Below are 19206 nucleotides of genomic sequence, written 5' to 3' on the forward strand. Positions count from 1 at the left end.
TAATCTCGGCTTTCAACAACCGCTGAGAAAAAGAAGGAGGGAGTGGCTATGCCTTATCGGCTTCGGCGTGTCATCGCCGTGAATATCGTCGCAGCCAAGACAGGACAGCCATCCAGTCTGATTGCCGAACTTGATGTGCGAGGCAAAACGATGGCCGTTGGCATCAATGGTGTGGGAAAGACTACTTTTCTTCGCACCATTCCCCTGTTCTATGGTGCACTGCCCAAGGAGATCCTCAAAGGCACCCACCGGGGATCGATGATCGCGTATACGCTGCCGACATCTTCCAGTGCCATCGTCTATGAGTATGAACGCACCAGCGAGGAGGATCTACGCTGCGCGGTGATGTACCGCCGCCCCAATGAAGACGAGGCCGTGTTCTATATCATGCGCAGCGGCTACGAGGAGCGATTCTTCGTTGATGAAAACGAGGAGTTCATGGATGCACCCAGCTTCAAAGCGCGCGCAGAAGCAGCAGGCATATGGGTGAGTCAGGCGCTGCGCCTGAACCAGTACCGCAGCATCATCTTGCGAGAAAAGCCGATGACCAAGAATGGAGCCAAATTGCGCGAGATGGCTCTGGAACATTCGTTGGGCCCACGCACTCTGTACAACCTCGGACCCATAGCCGCAGCCATCAGCACTGAAAAAATCAATTTCGACGACCTCAAACGCATCGTGGTTGATCGGGTTTCGGAGGATTCGGGCCAAGCGGGAGGCAGCGGCATACTGGCCCAAAAGCCGATACGCGAAGAAGTCAAACGCTGGCTGGAGACGCGCGAGCACATGGCCGCCATCCTTGCGCGCAAGATGGAGGCAGAGAAGCTCATGCAGAGAGTCACAAGCCTGCGCAGCCGTCACATGGAACTGTGCAGCCTTCATGTGGCAGTCAAGGCGACCATAGAACGTTGCCAACGGCACCAGCAGGAATTGACCCAGGTGCTGCAGTCGCTGCAGGAGTCCGCGCGGGCCAGTGAACAGGAGTGGAACGCTCAGTTGGCCCGAACGCAGGAAGAACTAGCCAAGTTGCGATCCACGCAAACCGATCTCGATGACGAAATTGATCGGATCGAAAAACAAAAAGCCCATTTCAACCGGATCGGCATCGAAGCACTACAGGAGCTGGCCTTGCGCAAGCCCGTGCTGCTCAAGCAACTGGACATTGTCAATCGGCAATTGGACGATATGGGAGATACCGCCAGGAATGCCCAGGAACGTGCCGAGCACCAGATCCGAACTGTAGAAAAGGCGGGCAACCAAGCACTGATGGAGCTTGTTCAAAGCCAGGCCGAGGCCCGCGAGACTAACAAGGATGCGCTGGAACGACTACGTCTTGAGGAGACCAACGCGCGATCACAGCTTCAGGCTCCTATCGAGCTCCAGGAACTGAATCTTTCTCTCCAGGAGCTTCTGCGTACCAAAGGAGGGTTGGAAAACCAGTTGAAGTCCCCCCAGGCAAAACAGGAGACGCTGGAGGCTTCTGAACAAGCTGAAGACGAGCTGGACCGCAGCGACAAGAATGTGCGCGACAAGGAAGCCTCGGCCAGATCAGCTCAAAAGGCACAGGCCGACGCCCAGCACACCGCTCAGCAAACCAGTCAGGCTCTGGAGCAGTTGAAGGCGACCATTGACCGCGCACATGACAGGCTGCAAGAGCTGCAGGCACAACTGACTCCCGAAGAAGGCTCTTTGCTGGCCTTTCTGCGCAAACACGATGAAGCCGGGTGGGCGGATGCTGCTCGCGTGCTGGCGCCTGAATTGACCCGCCGAACCGATCTTGCGCCTGACATACTGGACGATGCCAGTGCTACGGGTGGACGGGTCACCATAGGTCCGCTTTCGCTGGACATCCACGCCCTGCCGGTGCCAGGCTGGGTCCACGAGCCTGAAATCCAGCAGGAGATAGCCACCCAGCAGGCATCGCTTCAGGAGATGCGCAACAAACTCACCGACGTGCAGGACGCAGCCAACAAGAAGGCCAAGGCGCTCAAGGATGCAGACGGCGAACTATCGGCCACACTGGCACAGTTGGAGCTGGCGCGCAAGACCCGTGAGAAGGCAGGAGCGCGTCGCGAAACGCTGCGCAACCAGATTAAGAAGGAACGCCAGGCCAGCACGCAGACAACGCGTGAGGCACTGCACGAGCAGCAGGCCAAGATCGAGGCGACCGAAGAACGCATCTCCGAACTGACGCAAGCCATGGCAATGCGCAAGAATGAGCTGCAGAAAGAATTCGACGACCGGCGCACGGCCATAGAAGACACATTGCGGCATGTCCTGGACATGGCACGCCAGACCGAAAATGAGCTGCGACAGCAAATGTCCAATGAGAAAGCAAGCATTCAGAACGCGCTGGACCGTGAGCTGCAAGGTCAGGGCATAGATGCCAGCCGTATGCAGCAATTAAAGGAACAATGCCATCAGTTGGAGGACAAGCTCAGGCGCATCAGTGCAGCGCAAGGCGATCTGCATGCGTGGGCCGAGTTCAGCAGCCAACGCCTTCCGACTCTGCCAAGCAAGATACGAGAGCGGGATGCGAAATGCGGGCAGATTCAGGAGCTTGGCATACACCGATCCCAGCTGGAAAATCAGTTACACGCACAACACGAAGAAATCCGAAGACGGTCCGACGCATTGATCCATCAGCGCCAGGATGCTGAGAGCGGCGCGCGGCTTTTGTCCGAGCTGCGGGAAGGCAGCCTTGCAAACTTCATGGACTATGTTGCCGCGCCTCAGGAGGAGTTCCAGCCCGAGGATTTGCGAAGACAGGTCAACGAAACGCTTTCGCGGCTGAGCACTGAAAGCACCGAAATGCAGACACAGTGCCGCAGCCTGCGCAACGAATTACTGCGTTACGACAACCAGGTGGCCGACTGGCTGCGCCTGAAGGAAAAGGACTTGCCGAACCCTCAGATCGTTCTTTCGCACCAGTATGAATGGAACAAGGCGGAAATCGTCTGCCAATGGTTTGAGCCTGCCGAACATGGCCAATTGCTGGCCCAGCTCAACAAGGAGAAGATTTCCATCTTCATGGCGGCTGGCGGCTTCGTCGATGCCTTGAAGGCCTTTGACCGTAACGTAGGCGCTTTCAACCGCAACCTCAAGAAGGCGTTGACCCAGATTCCGACGTTCCACAGCATCGGCGAACTGGATGTCAACATTAGTTCCGGTGTCGGCAAGCTGGCCTATCTGCGGATACTGGAGTCCATACGCGACCGCCACCGCGCTCTGTCCGGCACCGTGGTCAGTCTGATTGCAGACGACCGAGAGTTGCCGAGCGAGGATGACACACGGTTGATGCGCGACTACCGGGGCATTCTCCAGGCAGATGGCGGCTATTCGATCAATTTGCGTGAGCAGGTGGAACTCGAATGCTCGCTTCGCGAGAACAGTAAACGCCACGTGGTACGCAACTCCAGCGAATTCGCTGCAATTTCATCCACAGGCCTGACTGCGCTGATCACCTCCCTTTTTCTCATGGGCTTCGTGCAGATGATCCGAGACGGCGAGGCGGTGCCGGCCATCACATGGCCCAGCGACGAGATTGCGCGCCTGGATGCCCAGAACGTTGCGAGCTTCCTCAAGACACTGGACGAGTGTGGCATCCACGTCGTATGCGCAGCACCCAACGCGGACCCAACGCTGGCTCGCCACTTTGACCGCATCTCAAGCTTTGAGGCCGACGGCTCAGTCGCCACAGCCCAATTGCCAGGGGCGACGACATGAGCACACGGTATCTGAGTTCTGCACTCAAAGCACTGGCTGCGGGTGAATTCATCTGCAGCCTGCGCTACCCGGAAGAATTCGAGGCCCTGGAAGACCCGGCAGGCCGCTTGGGGGCCGAGCAATGGCTGCAGGGCATAGGCTATAGGCTGGCCCAGCTCGGTGAGGATGGTGCCTACTTTATGGCCCATGCCATCCTCACGGCAGAGCTGCGTGCCCAACTGCGCGAAGAGATGCGCGCCGTGCGCAGCCGGTTGCAGCCCGTGGTGAGCATCATGGAAGCCATACGCAAGACGCAAGGCCGTGCTCCACGTGTGCATGCTGGCGATATGCTTTATGTGACAGAGATCGCGGAGGCAGCGCGTGCATCGTCCATGCTGGAAACGCAGATCATGGAGATGCGAGAGGTCAGCGGACTGAAAGCCACAGACAAACTAGTCACGCGCATACAGCGCATGCTCGAGGAGTTGGAGCGCGAAGGCTATGTGCACGAGACCAATCCCACGGCTGGCGGCTATCGCATCACGGGAAGAATCGATTACCTCTACCAACTCATCGACTACATCTCCATCCATGCACCGCAACTGGCCGAAGACGGCCTCAAGGATCAGATAGAACAACCAGATGCCCAGACGGCCTTGGGCTTGGCGAGTCCGTCCGATCGACCATTTGGCTCCGTGCTGAATCCCAGTGGAGACACACCGTGACCGCGCCCGTCAAAGATGCCCTGTCCACGCTCAACCGCCATGCAGGACTGGTGGCCGACGCACTGAAGGCACCGCTGGACGTGCGCGACGGTGTCCCGCTGCGATCGATCATGGACCTGCGACATGCCAGCGCCGTCCGGCCCACGGCCGAGGAAGGCTATCGCTTGCACCCACGGCTCCGCGAGTACCTCTTCGACCATCTGCAGCACTACCCTGCCTATCAGAGTCTCTCGGAGATCGGCTCCCACATCACGACGATGAACGCTCTGTGGCGCCAGGTCGAGGAAATGCGAGGCCTGGGCGACCTCGACAGCACCACGGAACTGCAGGATCGACTGCAGGACACGATCTATGACATCGTGGACAACATGCGGCGCAACCTACAGCAACTGCAAACACTGCTGTCCACTCGCTATGGCAACGTGCGCTCGCTAGAAGCCAAAAAAAGCCAAAACCGCTGGTACCAGCAACAAAGCACACAACTCATACACCATCTGGGCCTGCTGGCACACTCCGCTGCCCGCGTGGAGCAGGCGGCCACTGCCTTTGGCATGTACGAGTTCGCCCAATTCCTCCGCCGCAATCTGCTCGCTCTGGTCCTGGACTGGCAGCAATCGATGACGGAGATGCAGAACCTTCTGACGCGGGAGATCTTCCAGACCCACCGCATCGAAAAGCATCATCGCCAACTCGCCCGCATGGACATGCTGCTGCGTCAGCAACCGGGCTGGACGGGCGTGGATATCGATCTGGATGGAGCATTGCCGGACTTCCTTCTAGCCACCCGGCTGCCTGCCATCCGACCCCACATCGAGCCAGAAGATGCGGATGCGGAGATCCATGCACTAATCGTGGACACTGCCTCGGCCCTCCCCCCTCTGCAAACCTCTCAAGCGCCACAGGAGGAACGCAGATACAAGCGCCGGAAAATCGATTCCTCACCGCCTGCGCTGACTCCAGCCATCCTGGCGTCAGAACGCTTGCGGCTGCACGTATTGGCCTGCACCGAGGGCGTCAGCCTTGTGGACTGGCGTTGCAGCGATGCCGATGCGATGAGCATGCAATCCTGCGTCTGGCTCTGCTTCGCCATGCAGTACCTGCGTATGCAGGGCATCAGAGTGACCGTGGTGCGCAATCCTCCACGCCCAGGGGAGCGCTGGAGCCACACCTTTGGCGACGCCATTGCAAGCGGACCTGCAAGAATCTGGGCAAAGGCCACGCTCCCATGAACCAGCGCGACATCGAATTTCTGCGCCGTCTCATCCACGACCGTGCTCTGACACGCTCGCGCGGAGTGTCATCCGAAGCAATGGCCACAGAACACCATGTGGGCATGCTGAAGGGACGGCTTGTCGTCTATGCCGAGTCCGACTTCGCGCGGGCGGTCAATCTGCTGAAATCCCGGGGGATCGCACTGGAGGTGCCAGCCAGCTACAGCCGCGGCGAAGCGCCCACTGGCCAATCCGAAAAGCACAGAGCCAAAGCGGTCACAGAGCGCTATGTTGCGGTACGCACCCTGCACATGGAGCAGAGCATCCTGCCCAGCAGCGGGTTCCTCGCCACGGACTGGCAGGAAGTCTGCGACTGGGACTTCGATGTCTTGCTGGTTATCGAGAACCTGGAAACGCTCATCAGGCTGCAGGAATACCTTTGGCTGAACCAGTATGTGAAAGGCCGGCGCGCATTGGCTTTGTTCCGTGGAACGGTGGGGATGTTCAGTACAGCCGCTGCGGCCGATCTCATCCACACCGACGCACGACCCACGCTGGCCTTCTACGACTTTGATCCCAAAGGCCTTGCCATGGCGGCGTCACTTCCACGCCGCGAAGCAATGTGCCTTCCCACTCTTGCCTTGCTGGAGCAGTACACGAAGGCCCAATCCCGCCGAAACCTCTTCAGCCAATCCGCACAGAGCGTGCAGGCACAACTGGACGCAGAGTCCGATCCGCAAATCCAGGCAGCTTGGCGTCTGCTGCAGCGACTCAACATGGGACTGGATCAGGAGCACTTCCCATCCACATTGCAACAGCCGTCGAGCGCCGTCAGGCAAGCCTGAATACCCAGGCAGTACCACGGCGCCTCAGCCGCCGCGCCGCAGCAGGTAGATGTCCATGATCCACCCATGCCGCTCGCGCGCTGCGGCGCGGGCCTGCACGATGCGCGGGGCGGCCTCGGCCAGCGGGCCGCTGTCCAGCATCTGGCGGTCCATGCCCAGGTAGGCGCCCCACCAGATGGACAGATCCGCAGACTCGGGGCCGGCCAGCAGCTCGGTGAAGCTGCACTGGCCGTCCAGCATCACCACGGCCGTGTCCACGCCCGGTGGCCAGCCCTGCTCGCGCAGCTGGCGGCCCGTGGTCACCACGAAGGGCTGGCCTATGCCGTTGAGCGCAATCGCATGCGCGGCGCACAGCACCTGCATGGAGCTGATGCCCGCCACCACGCGCACGCTGTGCGGCGCCGGCTGCATGCGCGCCGCGATGCGCAGCGTGCTGTCGTACAGCGCCGGGTCGCCCCAGACCAGCAGGGCCACGCGCAGGGGCTGGCCCGCCGTGCGCAGCGGCAGCCCGCCCTCCATGGCGCGGGCGATGGCCGCCTGCCAGCAGCGCGTGATGGCCGCATGCCATTCATCGACCTGGGCCAGGTAGTCGTCGCCCGTGGACCGGCGCACGGGCATGTCGAAGCCTTCGATGCGCGGGCCGGAGGAGGCGAGCACGGCATCGCACAGGTCGCGGCGCAGGGCGGCGAGTTCGGCCTTGTCCTCGCCCTTGTGCGGCAGCAGGATCAGGTCGGCGGCCTGCATGGCGGCCTGGGCTTCGCGCGTGAGGTGGTCGGGGTTGCCCGTGCCTATGCCGATCAGGCTCAGCGCCACGGGCGGCAGGGCCGCGCTCATGGGGCGGGGTTCCCGAGGGGCACGTCGATCACGGTGTCCCTCAAGGTATCCCTCGCGGTATCCAGCGCGGCATTCGCATGCACATCGGTGGCGGGAAAGCGCGGCTCGGTGCCCAGCGGTCGGTAGCGGCGGTCATAGTCGGCCGCGTAGAGGCGGCTTTCGCCGAAGTCCTCGGCCTGCAGGCTGCGCCCCACCAGGATCAGGGCCGTGCGCTCCATGTGGGTGGCCACGGCCTCGGTCAGGCTGCCGACCGTGGTGCGCACCACGGTTTCATCGGGCCAGCTGGCGCGCCAGACGATGGCCACGGGGCAGCCGGCGCCGTAGTGCGGCAGCAGCTCGGACTGCACCTTGGCGGCCACATGGATGGACAGATGGATGGCCAGCACGGCGCCCGTGGCCGCGAAGGCGGCCAGGTTTTCGCCCTCGGGCATGGCCGTGGCGCGGCCCGAAGTGCGCGTCAGCACCACGGACTGGCACAGGCCGGGCAGGGTCAGCTCCACGCCCAGCGTGGCAGCGGCGGCCGCGAACGAGGGCACGCCGGGCGTGACGGTGCAGGCAATGCCGGCCTCGCGCAGGCGGCGCAGTTGCTCGCCCATGGCCGACCACACGGACAGGTCGCCCGAGTGCAGGCGCGCCACGTCTTCGCCACGCGCCTCGGCGGCCTGGATCTCGGCCACGATGTCGTCCAGGCTCATGGATGCGGTGTTGACGATGCGCGCGCCCGGCGGGCAATGCGCCAGCAGCTCGCGCGGTATCAGCGAGCCTGCGTACAGGCAGACCGGGCAGGCCGCCATGAGGTCGCGCCCGCGCACGGTGATCAGGTCGGCGGCGCCGGGGCCGGCGCCGATGAAATGCACGGTCATGCCGTTGCTCCTTGGTTCTTGGCCTGGCTGGCGTGGGCCAGGCAACAGTTCAGAGGTCCGCCCTGGCCCACGGCCAGGGCCAGGGTGGCGCTGCCATCGTCCGCCACCAGGCGGGTCACGCTCAGGGCGGAGTGCGGGCCTGCGGCGGCCAGCGCCGCCGCCTCGGCCACGCTGCCCGTGCCATAGCGCGCCAGCATGCGCGGCGACTGCGTGACCACGGGCTGCCCAGGCAGTTGCCCTGGCGGCACGCGCACCAGAACGGCCGTGGGCACGACAGCCGCCATCCAGGCGGCCAGCGCCGGGTGGCCGGCCTTGGTGTCCAGCACGGCCACGGCGCAGATGGGCTGGGGCGCGCAGGCGCTTGCGTCTGCGCTTTCCGGCAGCTGCGCCTGAGCCCGCTGCCACAGCGCCTGCAGCGCATGGGGCAGTGCGTCCGTGTGCAGGCCCAGGCCCAGCACGCCGCAGCGGTGGGGGATGGTTTCGTCCGGGTTCACCGCTGCCAACTCCACTGCACCAGCGGCCGCGCAGCCTTCCAGCTGCGCATGCGGCCCAGCGGCTCGGCGCTGGAAATCTCCAGCCGCAGCAGCTGGCCGCCGTGCTCGGCCTGCAGTTGCACCAGCAGGGCCTCGGTCTCCAGCGTCACGGCGTTGACGACCAGGCGGCAGCCCGCGGGCATGAGGCCCTGCAGGCATTCGAACAGGGCTGCGTCAAAGCCCCCGCCCACGAACACGGCCTGGGGCCGGGCCAGCGCCTGCAGCCCGGCCAGCGCCTCGGGCGCCACGCCCTGCACCACGCGCAGGCGCGCCTGCAGTCCGAAGCGCCGGGCGTTGAGGCGGATGTTGTCCGCGCGTGCCGCATGCTGCTCCAGGCTGATGGCCGAACCACCGGCCAGGCACCACTCCACGGCCACCGAGCCCGAGCCGCCGCCCACATCCCACAGGCATTCGCCGTGGCGCGGCGCCAGGGCCGCCAGGGTCAGCGCGCGGGCCGGGGCCTTGGTGATCTGGCCGTCATTGGCATACCAGTGGTTGGGGCGGCCCGGCACCAGCGGCAAGGCCGCGCCGCCCTGGGCAAGCACGGCCACGGCCACGGGCGCGCGGGCAGGGTCGGCGGCCAGGGCAGGGGCGGCCTCGGCGGCGCGCCATGCGCGGCGGCGCTCGCGCGGGCCACCCACGGATTCCATGGCCTCCAGGCGGCTGTCGCCCCAGCCTTCCTGCACCAGCCAGTCCGCCAATGCGGCCACGGCGGCGCCATCGCGCAGCAGCACCAGCGACTGGCGGCCTGGCGACAGGTGCGGCAGCAGTTGCTCCACATGGCCGGCATGCAGGCCCAGGCAGACCGTGTCTTCCAGCTTCCAGCCCAGGCGGGACGCCAGCAGCGAAAATGTCGAGGGTTGGGCGTGGCAGCGCCACTCCTGCGGCGCCAGATGCGCCGCCAGGCTGCCGCCCGCCCCGAACCAGAACGGATCGCCCGACGCCAGCACCACCGTGGGCCGGCCACGGCAGGCCAGCACGGGCGCCACGTCAAAGGGCAGGGGCCAGGGCCGTCCACGCTCGCCGGCACCGGCCAGCGCCAGGTGGCGCGGCCCGCCAAAAACGGCCTCGGCCGCGTCCAGCGCGCGCAGCGCGGCGGGCGAGAGGCCGTCCAGGCCGTCTTCGTTCAGGCCCACCAATGTCAACCAGGGATCAGTCATGCCCCATGTTCTCCTGCTCGGCGGCACCAGCGGCGCCAGCCAGCTGGCCCAGGCCCTGCATCGCGCCGGCATCGCCGCCGTGTTCTCGTATGCGGGCGTCACGCAGTCGCCCTTGGCACAGCCCCTGCCCACGCGCGTGGGCGGGTTTGGCGGTGCCCAGGGCCTGGCGCAGTTCCTGCGCGGGCAGGCCATCAGCCATGTAGTCGATGCCACCCACCCGTTCGCCGCGCAGATGAGCCGCAATGCCTGCCAGGCCTGTGCCGCCACCGGCACGCCGCTGCTGGCGCTGGAGCGCGAGCCCTGGCAGGCCAGTGCCGGCGACGCCTGGATCGACGTGCCCGACATGCAAGCCGCCGCTGCCGCCCTGCCCCAGGCAGCCGCCCGGGTGTTTCTGGCCGTGGGCCGCAAGCAGCTTGCGGCCTTCGCGGGCCGGCCGCAGCACCACTACCTGCTGCGCCTGGTCGATGCGCCCGAGCCGGGCAGCCTGCCCCTGCCCCACACCACGGTGGTGCTGGGGCGCGGGCCTTTCAGCGCGGCCGATGACGAGGCCCTGCTGCGCACGCATGGCATGCAATGGCTGGTGGCCAAGAACGCAGGCGGCGAGGCCACGCGCGGCAAGCTCGATGCCGCACGCGCCCTGGGCCTGCCCGTGGTGATGGTGCAGCGCCCGGCGCTGCCGCAGCGCCAGCGCACCGGGTCGGTGGCTGCGGTGCTCCACTGGATTGCTCATGGCGTGCTGCCGACGGCGCCGACAGCACCGCCCGCGCCGCCATCCATGCCGTAGTGGCGTGGCGTGTAGACCCAGCGGCCCACGCGGCACGTGGCGCTGTTGCCCACCAGGACGACGGTGCGCATGTCGGCCATCTCGGGCGTGGCCTCGGCCAGCGTGCATACGTGCAATTGCTCCTCGGACGTGGACACGGCCCGCGCAAACACAATTAGGCGCTGCGGCTCGCAGCGGGTGCGCAGCAGCTCCAGCAGGCGCACAAAGCCTTCGGGCCGGCTCTTGGAGCGCGGGTTGTAGAAGGCCATGGCGAAGTCGGCCTCGGCCGCCAGTTCCACGCGCCGCGCGATCACGGGCCAGGGCTTGAGGTTGTCCGAGAGATTGATGCAGCAAAAGTCATGGCCCAGCGGCGCACCGGCGCGCGCGGCGGCGGCCAGCATGGCGGTGATGCCGGGCAGCACCTGGATATCGAGCGCCTGCCAGGCGGCGGCCTGCACCGCATCGGCGGATTCCAGGGCCTCGAACACGGCCGACGCCATGGCGAACACGCCCGGGTCGCCCGAGGACACCACGACTACCTGCCGCCCCTGCGCGGCCAGCGCCAGCGCCTGGCGCGCGCGCTCCAGCTCCACGCGGTTGTCGGAGGCATGCCAGGCCACGGCCTGGCCCTGACCCGCCTGCGCCAGCAGGGCCTGCGCGCGGGACACATAGGGCAGGTAGCCGACCACATCGTCGGCCGCGTGCAAGGCGGCTGCGGCTTCGGGCGTGATCTGGTCCAGTGCGCCCGGGCCCAGCCCCACCACCGTCAGGCGGCCGGCGCTCACCATGCGGCCTCCGGCCGGCGGCCCTGGCCGTGCACGAGCACGATGGCGAAATAGGGGCAGGCGTCGTCGGACACATCGCCCAGGCGCGCGACCTGCTCGCTGTCCGTGGTGCCGTTCTGCACCAGCCAGGCGGCGTCAAGCCGGCCCGTGCGCTGCAGTGCGCGGCGGATGCGCGGCAGGTTGCGGCCGACCTTCATGACGACCAGGGCCTCGGCCGTCTGCATGCGGCGCACCAGCTCGTCTTCGGACAGGGTGCCGGTCATCACGCTGAGCACGTCGTCGCCCCAGGTGATGGGCTCGCCCGTGGCGTGCCAGCAGCCCACCATGCCGGGGATGCCGGGCACCACGTCCAGCGGCACCTGGCCACGTTCGCGCAGCCGGGTGTAGAGATGCATGAAGGAGCCGTAGAGGAAGGGGTCGCCCTCGCAGAGCACCACCACCTGCCCGGTCCGCGCCAGCGCTTCCAGGCGCAGGCACCAGTCGTCGTAGAAGCGCGCCAGCAGGTCCACATAGGCGGGGCTGTCCACGGGCAGCTCGGTGGTCACCGGGTACTCCATGGCGTGCTCGGCGGCGCCTTCGGCCAGCAGGCCGGCCACCAGCTGGCGCGCCTTGCCGGGCCGGCCCTTCTTGCGGAAGAACGCCACCTGGCGCGCGCCGCGCACCAGGCGGTCGGCCTTGACGCTCATGAGTTCGGGGTCGCCCGGGCCCAGGCCCACGCAGACAATGCCGGGCCCGCCCTGGCCGGGACGCGGCTGCCTACTCGACATGGCTGGCCAGTGCGTTGATGGCGGCCACGGTGATGGCCGAGCCGCCCAGGCGGCCGTGCACGGCCATGCAGGGCACGGGCAGGTCCTGCATCAGCGCCTGCTTGGATTCCATGGCGCCCACGAAGCCCACGGGGCAGCCGATGATGGCGGCCGGCCGGGGGCAGGCCGGGTCCTGCAGCATGTTGAGCAGGTGGAACAGGGCCGTGGGCGCATTGCCGATGGCCACCACGGCCCCGGCCAGGTGCGGGCGCCACAGCTCCAGCGCGGCGGCGCTGCGCGTGTTGCCCATGTCACGTGCCAGCGCGGGCACGCGCTCGTCCGGCAGCGTACAGATGATGGGGTTGGCAGCGGGCAGGCGCGAGCGCGTGATGCCCTCGCTGACCATGCGCACGTCGCACAGCACGGGCGCGCCGTTTTGCAGGGCCTGCGCGGCAGCCTCGGCCATGCCGGGCGAGAAGGCCACATGCGGGGCCAGCTCCACCAGGCCGGCGGCGTGGATCATGCGCACCACCACCCGTTCCTCGACAGGCGTGAAGCGTTCCAGCGCCGCCTCGCGGCGGATGGTGGCAAAGGACTGCCGGTAGATCTCGGCGCCATCGGTTTCGTAGCGGTGCAGCATTATTCTTTTGAAAACAGCAATCCCGGATTGTCTCGCACCGAGGCCAGGGTCCGCTGCTCCTGCGCCCTATCCCCGGCACGGCCGTGGCGCACTACGGAATAGACAGGGCCTTCGCCCTCGTCTTCACCTTCGGCCCGCAGCACCACCGTGGCCGGCGCCTGCCGCGCGCAGCCCTTGGCGCATCCTGTCACATGCAGGTGCGCACCGTGCGGCACCTGCGGCGCCAGCTCCAGCGCCAGGGCCTGCGTGGGCCCCTGCGCCTGGCTGCAGCCCGGCGCCCCTGTGCAGGCGGATACGCGCAGGCGCCGGTCATGGGCGTGGGTGATCCAGTCAGTGGCGTTGTCCAGCCCTGCAGCCACCCACCAGCGGGGCAGGGCGGCGCCAGCTTCCGCGTCTTCGTCTTCCACCAGCAGCATGCGCCAGGGCGTCACACGCAAAAAGGCCTGCTCAGGCAAGGCGCGCACCAGCCGCGCCAGCGCCACGGCCGGCAAGCGGCCCAGCGGTGCGCCCAGCAGCCAGCCCACGCCGGGCATGGCACCGGGCGCCGGTCCTTCGCCGTGGACCGGGGTTTCTGCCTCCACCCAGTCCAGTCCGGGGGGCGGCTGCAGTTGCGCTGCCACGGCGGCCATGCGTCCGGGCCGCAAGCCCTGGGCGCGGCGAAGGGCGGCCTGACCGGCAAACCAGCGCGCCAGCGCCAGGCCTGCAGCCACGGCCTGGTCCGCGTCGGCCGCAGCCAGCGCGTGGTTGCGTCCGTCAGGCTGCACCAGCCAGCCGGTGGCTGTGCGCTGCAGGCGGATATCGGCGGACACGCCGGCCAGCCGGCCCGGCGCACCTTCCACCGACCAGCCGAACTTGGCGGGCAGGCCGGCCAGGTCCTCGGCCGCATCCAGCGCCTGCTGCAGGGCCTGGCCCAGCGCATGGACGGCTTCCTGCGGCCGGCACAGCGGGTCGACCACCAGGTTGCGGCGGCGCTCACGGCCCGCATCGGCATCGAGCAGGCCCACGGCCGCCAGGGCGCGCAGCACGGCGGCGTGCCGCCCGGGCGCAATGCCGCGCAACTGCACATTGGCGCGGCTGGACAGCTCCAGCACGCCGTTGCCATGCACCCGGGCCAGCCGCGCCAGCCGCCGCGCCTGGGCCACCGTCAGGCGTCCCAGCGGCGGACGCACGCGCAGCACCAGCCCATCGCCGGAGGCCATGGGCTGCCAGGCGCCGGGGCACCAGCCTTGGATGTGGGGAGAGGTATGCATGGGGTCGGGGCCCCGACTGTAGCGCCGGCGCACCCGGCATCCCAGGTGCAAGACCCGCATGCGTTCATGCAATGCGGGCTTTCTTGATCCAGCCCGCATGGGAAGCGGGCTGGTGACGCTTGGCCCTGCCTAGCCTAAATCTGTAGCTTCAAGTTGAAATTTAACAATTTATCCAAGGGATTTATCAAATTAATCATTTATTTTTGATAAAAACTGATAAGCAACACATTCATCTGGAAAGCGCTATGAATCTCAGCTCCTGGACCGTCAAAACCAAGCTCTATGCGGCCTTCACCGCCCTGGCCCTGCTGGCCACGCTGATTTCCGCATCGGCACTGCAGGCGCTCAACGAAGCGAACCGCAACCTGACCCAGTACGTGGAAGGAGTCAACGCCCGGGCGCAATTGGCTGACCAGGTGCGCTCGGCCGTGGACCGGCGGGCCGTCGCGGCGCGCAACCTGGTGCTGGTCACCACGCCCGCCGATGTGCAACTGGAAACCGCAGCGGTCAACGCCGCCCATGCCGATGTCAAGGCCCGGCTGGACCAGCTCAAGGCCCTGGTGGCCGCGCCAGAGGCGGGCGAGGACGCCCGCGCCCTGGTCGCCCGCATCGAACAGGTCGAGCAGCGCTACGGCCCGGTGGCCATGGACATCGTCTCGCTGACGCTGCGCCAGGAAAAGGAGGCCGCCATCGCCAAGATGAACAGCGAATGCCGGCCCCTGCTGGCCCAGCTGATTGCCGCCTCCCGGGAGTACGGCGAGCTGACACGCCGGCACGCCAGGGACATGATTGCGCACGCCACCCAGTCCTATGTGGAGCACCGCAACATGCTGATCGGCGTGAGCACCGTGGCCTTTGTGCTGGCGCTGCTCATGGGCCGGCTGATCGCACGCGGCCTGACACGCGCGCTGGGGGCAGAGCCTGCCCAGCTCGGTGAAGTCGCCCGCCAGATCGCCGACGGCAACCTCGACCCCGGACTGGTTCGCAGCGAAGCGCCCGCAGGCAGCGTGCAGGCCTCGCTCAACGCCATGCACCAGAGCCTGGCCAGCGTGGTCAGCGATGTGCGCGACAACGCCGACAGCGTGGCCATGGCCAGCGAGGAAATCGCCAGGGGCAATGCCGACCTGAGCCGGCGCACGGAGCAACAGGCCAGCGCGCTGCAGCAGACGGCGGCCTCCATGGACGAGCTGTCCTCCACCGTGCAGCAGAACGCGGACAACGCACGCCAGGTCAACCAGCTCGCGCGCGGCGCCAGCCAGGTCGCGGCCAAGGGCGGCACCGTGGTGCAGGAGGTGGTGGGTGCCATGCAGGACATCCATGCCAGCTCGCGCCAGATCGGCGACATCGTGGGCGTGATCGACTCCATCGCCTTCCAGACCAACATCCTCGCCCTCAATGCCGCCGTCGAGGCCGCGCGCGCCGGCGAGCAGGGCAAGGGCTTTGCCGTGGTGGCCGCCGAAGTGCGCACCCTGGCCCAGCGCAGCGCGCAGGCGGCCCGAGAGATCAAGCAGCTCATCACTGACAGCGCCACGCGCGTCAGCCAGGGTGCGGAGCTGGCCGACCAGGCCGGCACCACCATGGCCGAGGTGCTGCAATCCATACAGCGCGTGACCGACCTCATGGGAGAGATCAGCAACGCCAGCGACGAGCAAAGCACCGGCGTGGCCCAGGTCGGGCAGGCCCTGAGCCAGATGGACCAGGTCACGCAGCAAAACGCCGCCCTGGTGGAGGAAAGCGCGGCGGCGGCCTCCAGCCTCAAGTCCCAGGCCCAGCGCCTGGTGCAGGCCGTGGCCATCTTCCGCCTGGGCCATCAGGGCACTGTGCCCCAGCAGCCGGGTTTTCAGGCGCCGCCACCGGCGTCCGTGCCCATGCGCGCGGCCACGGCATCTGCGCTGGCGCCGGCCAAGCCTGCGCCTGCACAACCCTCAGCCGGTGCGCGCCCTGCACGACCTGTACGCCTCGCTGCGGCCAAACCGTCTGCCGAATCGCAGGACTGGACCAGCTTCTGAGGCCGGGAATCCGCACGCATGCGCCGCTACCGCTCCTGCACCGCGCCCCTGGACAAGGCTGCGCAGGTGCGCGAACTGGAAGAGTTCTTCCGTGGGCAAAACCCCATCGACCTCGCTGCGGTCGACTGGCACACGCGCATGGAGCAAGGACTGACCGCCGAGGAAGAAGCCGAATTCACCGAATGGCTGGCAGCCAGCACGGCGCACGAGGCCGCCTTGCGCCACCTGGGCCAGAGCCTGGCGGCAGCGCGGCCGATCCCCCCCGAACAGGTGGCACGCCTGCGCGCGGAGCAGGCACGCCGGCGCTCGCAGTCGGCGCCTCACGCACACCCGGAACCGGCCGCGCAGCGCCAAGGCTGGCGCTGGTCCCACCTGCTGCCGCGCCCTGCCCTGGCGGCCCTGTGCTGCACGGCGGCCCTGGCCGTGGGCGTGGGCTGGCACCGGTGGCAGCAGCAGCCCACCTTCACCAGCAGCCACCTGACCCCAAGCGGCCAGGCCAAGACCATCACCTTGCCCGACGGCACCGCACTGTCCCTGGACGCCGATACCCAGGCGCAGGTGGCCCTGTACCGCGACCGGCGCGAGGTGCGCATCACGCAAGGGCAGATCCTGTTCGCCGTGGCGCCCGACAGCGCCAGGCCCTTCCATGTGCTGGCCGGCCCGGCGCGCGTCACCGTGGTCGGGACGCGGTTTTCCGTGCGCTATCGCGCCACCGGCATGGAGGCGGGCAGCGTGCAGGTGGCCGTGCAGGAAGGCCATGTGCGCGTGGCCGGTGCGCAAGGCGCGGCAACGCCTGCCGACCTGGTCGCGGGCCAGGTCCTGAGCGTGTCGCCTGCAGGCGTGCTCGGTCCGGTGGCGGCTGTGGCGCCCGGCAGCATTGCGCTGTGGCGCCAGGGACTGGTCCGCTTCGAGAACACGCCCCTGGCCGATGCCCTGGCCGAGCTGGAGCGCTACGGGCCGACCGGCCTGGTGGTGCACGACCCGGCCGTGGCGGCCCTGCGCATTGGCGGCAGCTAACAGAGCAGCACCTGCCGCTTGCCATTCCTGGCAAAGCACATCCACCAATGCGAATCACTCTCAGTACAATCGCTGCTGTTTTCCGCCAGCCTTGGCCCGGCACCTGCTCCGGGCCGCTGGCGAACCGCCGCGCGCCGTGCCTCCTTCCTTGCCGACCTCCGCCAGCCTGATTGCCGCCTGGGCCCTGCTCCTGGGGGCTGCGCCATGGCCTGGTGATGCGGGGTTGCAGCGGTGAAGCACGATCCCTTCGCCGCCGCCCAGGGAGGCATGGCACCGCCCTCCGCCCTGGCCACGCTGTACGCGCGCTGGCGCCAGCCGCTGGTGCGGCTGCTGCAGGGGCGGCTGGGCAGCCGCGCGCAGGCCGAGGACACGGCACAGCAGGTGTTTGCGCAGATGGCCGCATCGGGCCGCCTGCCCGAAGAGGGCAAGGAGCAGGCCTATCTGAGCCGCGCGGCCAGCAACCTGGCCGTGGACCAATGGCGCAGGCTGGGTGCGGAGCAGGCCATCGACATGGTGCCGGCCGAGGACTGCGGCGACGAGCTGCAGGCCCTGCCCGCCGATGACCGCCACGATCCCGCGCGCCAGGCCCAGAACCGCCAGTACCTGGCCCGGCTGGACGATGCGCTGGGCGAGCTGCCCGAGCGCCAGCGCGAGGCGTTCACGCTGCACGTCATGGAAGGATTCACGCAGGAGGAAGTGGCGCAGCGCATGGACATCTCGCTGCGCATGGTGTCCAGGCATGTGAGCCGGGCCTATGCCTACTGCGAGCTGCGCCTGCAATACGGCAGCATGGAGCAGATGCAGCGCCTGCTCGCCGACGCTGCACCACCTTCCGAACACGCTCCAGGACGCGGCCCCACGCCATGAACAAGACACCGCCCCCAGGAATGGCGCCAGACACGCTGGTGGACCTGCACGAGGCTGCTGCCGAGTGGTTCACGCGCCGCCAGACGGCGGGCTGGACGGGCGCGGACGAACGCGCGCTGGACGCCTGGCTGCAGGCCGACCCCTTTCGCCGCGAGATCTTCGACAGCATGGGCCGCACGCGCCAGCTGTTCGGCCAGCTGCAGCAGCAACGGCTGCAGGCGCAGGGCAAGCCTGCGGTCGAGCCCGCACGGCCGCGGCCGCATCCCGCCGCAGCAGTTGCTGCTGCCCGCCAGCCCGGTCCGGGCCGCTGGCGAGCCGCCTTCGCCACGGCGGGCGTCGCCCTGTGCTGCGCCCTGCTGGTGGGCGGCTGGCATGCCTGGGACAACACCGCGCGCTACACGCTGGAGATGGCGACCGGCCCCGGCGAGCGGCGCGAGGTGGACTTGCCCGACGGCAGCCATGTGGCCGTGAATTTCAGCAGCACGCTGCAGGTGCGCTACTACCCGCGCCGCCGCGAGGTGGTGCTGGACAGCGGCGAGGCCTTCTTCGACGTGGCGCCGGATGCATCGCGGCCCTTCACCGTGGACTCGGGCCGCAGCCGCGTGAAGGTGGTGGGCACGGCCTTCAACGTGCGGGCTGCGCCGCCGCGCCTGGTGGTCAAGGTGCTGCGCGGCAAGGTGGAGGTGCGCGCCGACCGCGATGGAGCGGATGCGCCGGTACTGCTGCTGGGCGCCGCCAGCGGCGTGGCCATCGACCCCGCCACGGGCGTCCACCACGCCGTGGCTGCGCCGGCGGACACGGTGGGCGACTGGCGCACGGGGCAGCTGCGCTTTCGGCGCACACCGCTGGCCGAGGTGGCGCAGGAGCTGTCCCGCTACCTGGGCCAGCCCGTGGTGCTGGCCTCCGAAGACCTGGGCAACCTGCCCGTGTCGGCCTTTTTCTCCACGGCTTCGCCCGAGCCCTTCATCGAGCTGCTGCCCGACCTCATTGCGGTGCGCGTGCGCAGGCAGGCATCGGGCGGATGGCTGATTGCCAAGCGCTGAACGGCTGACCGGCCGATCGTCCGGCTGGAATCAGCTTTCTTACATATTGTTTCAAACAAAGAAGGCGGCACGGGTTCGTGTTCTTCCCGAAAACCGCGTCTTGAACAGGTAGGGACCGGATTTTCCGGGCACTCCCTCGGCTGCCAGCCAGCAGGGCCGAAGCAGGACTTCGCCCCCCAGCCAACGGCCGCAAACGCGGTGCGCCGCGCG

At 67.5% G+C, this 19206-nt stretch carries 17 protein-coding genes; 9 read left to right on the forward strand and 8 right to left on the reverse strand.

All coding sequences use genetic code 11. The features are described from left to right. Positions 1-78 precede the first annotated feature (78 nt). Genes A9976_RS24035 through A9976_RS24050 form a run of 4 tightly spaced genes read left to right on the forward strand, consistent with a single transcriptional unit; the run spans position 79 to position 6486 of the window. On the forward strand, positions 79-3726 hold the full coding sequence (locus A9976_RS24035) for an ATP-binding protein (protein WP_183021080.1): 3648 nt from the start codon (positions 79-81) through the stop codon (positions 3724-3726). Further along, a complete protein-coding gene (locus A9976_RS24040; RefSeq protein WP_183021081.1) occupies positions 3723-4430 on the forward strand; it encodes a condensin complex protein MksE in 708 nt (235 codons plus the stop codon). Before A9976_RS24035 ends, A9976_RS24040 begins: the two co-directional genes overlap by 4 nt. After that, positions 4427-5659, forward strand: a complete 1233-nt coding sequence (locus tag A9976_RS24045) for a hypothetical protein (protein ID WP_183021082.1) — start codon at positions 4427-4429, stop codon at positions 5657-5659. Before A9976_RS24040 ends, A9976_RS24045 begins: the two co-directional genes overlap by 4 nt. After that, entirely contained in the window at positions 5656-6486 is an 831-nt protein-coding gene (locus A9976_RS24050; RefSeq protein ID WP_183021083.1) for a hypothetical protein, read from the forward strand. The genes A9976_RS24045 and A9976_RS24050 overlap by 4 nt, the downstream gene beginning before the upstream one ends. A 24-nt stretch (positions 6487-6510) precedes the next feature. On the opposite strand, the gene cobF is transcribed toward A9976_RS24050, so the two are convergent. From cobF to cbiE, 4 genes are read right to left on the reverse strand one after another with little or no spacing between them, the layout of a single operon-like run. Beyond that, positions 6511-7320 (reverse strand): precorrin-6A synthase (deacetylating), encoded by an 810-nt coding sequence (cobF, locus tag A9976_RS24055; RefSeq protein WP_183021084.1) that lies wholly within the window; start codon positions 7318-7320, stop codon positions 6511-6513. Continuing rightward, positions 7317-8183 (reverse strand): precorrin-4 C(11)-methyltransferase, encoded by an 867-nt coding sequence (gene cobM, locus A9976_RS24060; RefSeq protein WP_183021085.1) that lies wholly within the window; start codon positions 8181-8183, stop codon positions 7317-7319. Before cobM ends, cobF begins: the two co-directional genes overlap by 4 nt. Beyond that, the gene (locus tag A9976_RS24065; protein ID WP_097204944.1) at positions 8180-8677 is read right to left on the reverse strand and encodes a cobalamin biosynthesis protein; all 498 of its coding nucleotides are present in this window, start codon (positions 8675-8677) and stop codon (positions 8180-8182) included. The genes cobM and A9976_RS24065 overlap by 4 nt, the downstream gene beginning before the upstream one ends. Beyond that, the gene (gene cbiE, locus A9976_RS24070; protein WP_183021086.1) at positions 8674-9876 is read right to left on the reverse strand and encodes a precorrin-6y C5,15-methyltransferase (decarboxylating) subunit CbiE; all 1203 of its coding nucleotides are present in this window, start codon (positions 9874-9876) and stop codon (positions 8674-8676) included. Before cbiE ends, A9976_RS24065 begins: the two co-directional genes overlap by 4 nt. Between cbiE and A9976_RS24075 the strand changes: the two genes are divergently transcribed. Further along, positions 9875-10660, forward strand: coding sequence for a cobalt-precorrin-6A reductase (locus tag A9976_RS24075; RefSeq protein WP_183021087.1), 786 nt, complete (start codon positions 9875-9877; stop codon positions 10658-10660). The two genes, cbiE and A9976_RS24075, sit on opposite strands and share 2 nt — an antisense overlap. Here A9976_RS24075 and cobJ read toward each other — a convergent pair. From cobJ to cobG, 4 genes are read right to left on the reverse strand one after another with little or no spacing between them, the layout of a single operon-like run. Then, a complete protein-coding gene (gene cobJ, locus A9976_RS24080) occupies positions 10603-11427 on the reverse strand; it encodes a precorrin-3B C(17)-methyltransferase (protein WP_183021088.1) in 825 nt (274 codons plus the stop codon). The two genes, A9976_RS24075 and cobJ, sit on opposite strands and share 58 nt — an antisense overlap. Further along, positions 11421-12191, reverse strand: a complete 771-nt coding sequence (cobI, locus tag A9976_RS24085) for a precorrin-2 C(20)-methyltransferase (protein WP_183021089.1) — start codon at positions 12189-12191, stop codon at positions 11421-11423. Before cobI ends, cobJ begins: the two co-directional genes overlap by 7 nt. Further along, entirely contained in the window at positions 12181-12810 is a 630-nt protein-coding gene (locus A9976_RS24090) for a precorrin-8X methylmutase (RefSeq protein ID WP_034397236.1), read from the reverse strand. Before A9976_RS24090 ends, cobI begins: the two co-directional genes overlap by 11 nt. Beyond that, a complete protein-coding gene (cobG, locus tag A9976_RS24095) occupies positions 12810-14060 on the reverse strand; it encodes a precorrin-3B synthase (RefSeq protein WP_183021090.1) in 1251 nt (416 codons plus the stop codon). Before cobG ends, A9976_RS24090 begins: the two co-directional genes overlap by 1 nt. A 245-nt stretch (positions 14061-14305) precedes the next feature. Here cobG and A9976_RS24100 point away from each other — a divergent pair, with 245 nt between their 5' ends. The 4 genes from A9976_RS24100 (at position 14306) to A9976_RS24115 (ending at position 18996) form a co-directional block, all read left to right on the forward strand. Continuing rightward, positions 14306-16069 (forward strand): methyl-accepting chemotaxis protein, encoded by a 1764-nt coding sequence (locus tag A9976_RS24100; RefSeq protein ID WP_183021091.1) that lies wholly within the window; start codon positions 14306-14308, stop codon positions 16067-16069. A gap of 18 nt (positions 16070-16087) precedes the next feature. Beyond that, positions 16088-17086, forward strand: a complete 999-nt coding sequence (locus tag A9976_RS24105; protein WP_259649286.1) for a FecR family protein — start codon at positions 16088-16090, stop codon at positions 17084-17086. Positions 17087-17317: 231 nt separating this feature from the next. Continuing rightward, on the forward strand, positions 17318-17953 hold the full coding sequence (locus A9976_RS24110) for an RNA polymerase sigma factor (RefSeq protein WP_310889410.1): 636 nt from the start codon (positions 17318-17320) through the stop codon (positions 17951-17953). Beyond that, entirely contained in the window at positions 17950-18996 is a 1047-nt protein-coding gene (locus A9976_RS24115; protein ID WP_183021092.1) for a FecR domain-containing protein, read from the forward strand. The genes A9976_RS24110 and A9976_RS24115 overlap by 4 nt, the downstream gene beginning before the upstream one ends. Positions 18997-19206: the final 210 nt, after the last annotated feature.

The organism is Delftia sp. UME58, from assembly GCF_014170385.1.
GTDB lineage: Bacteria > Pseudomonadota > Gammaproteobacteria > Burkholderiales > Burkholderiaceae_C > Comamonas > Comamonas acidovorans.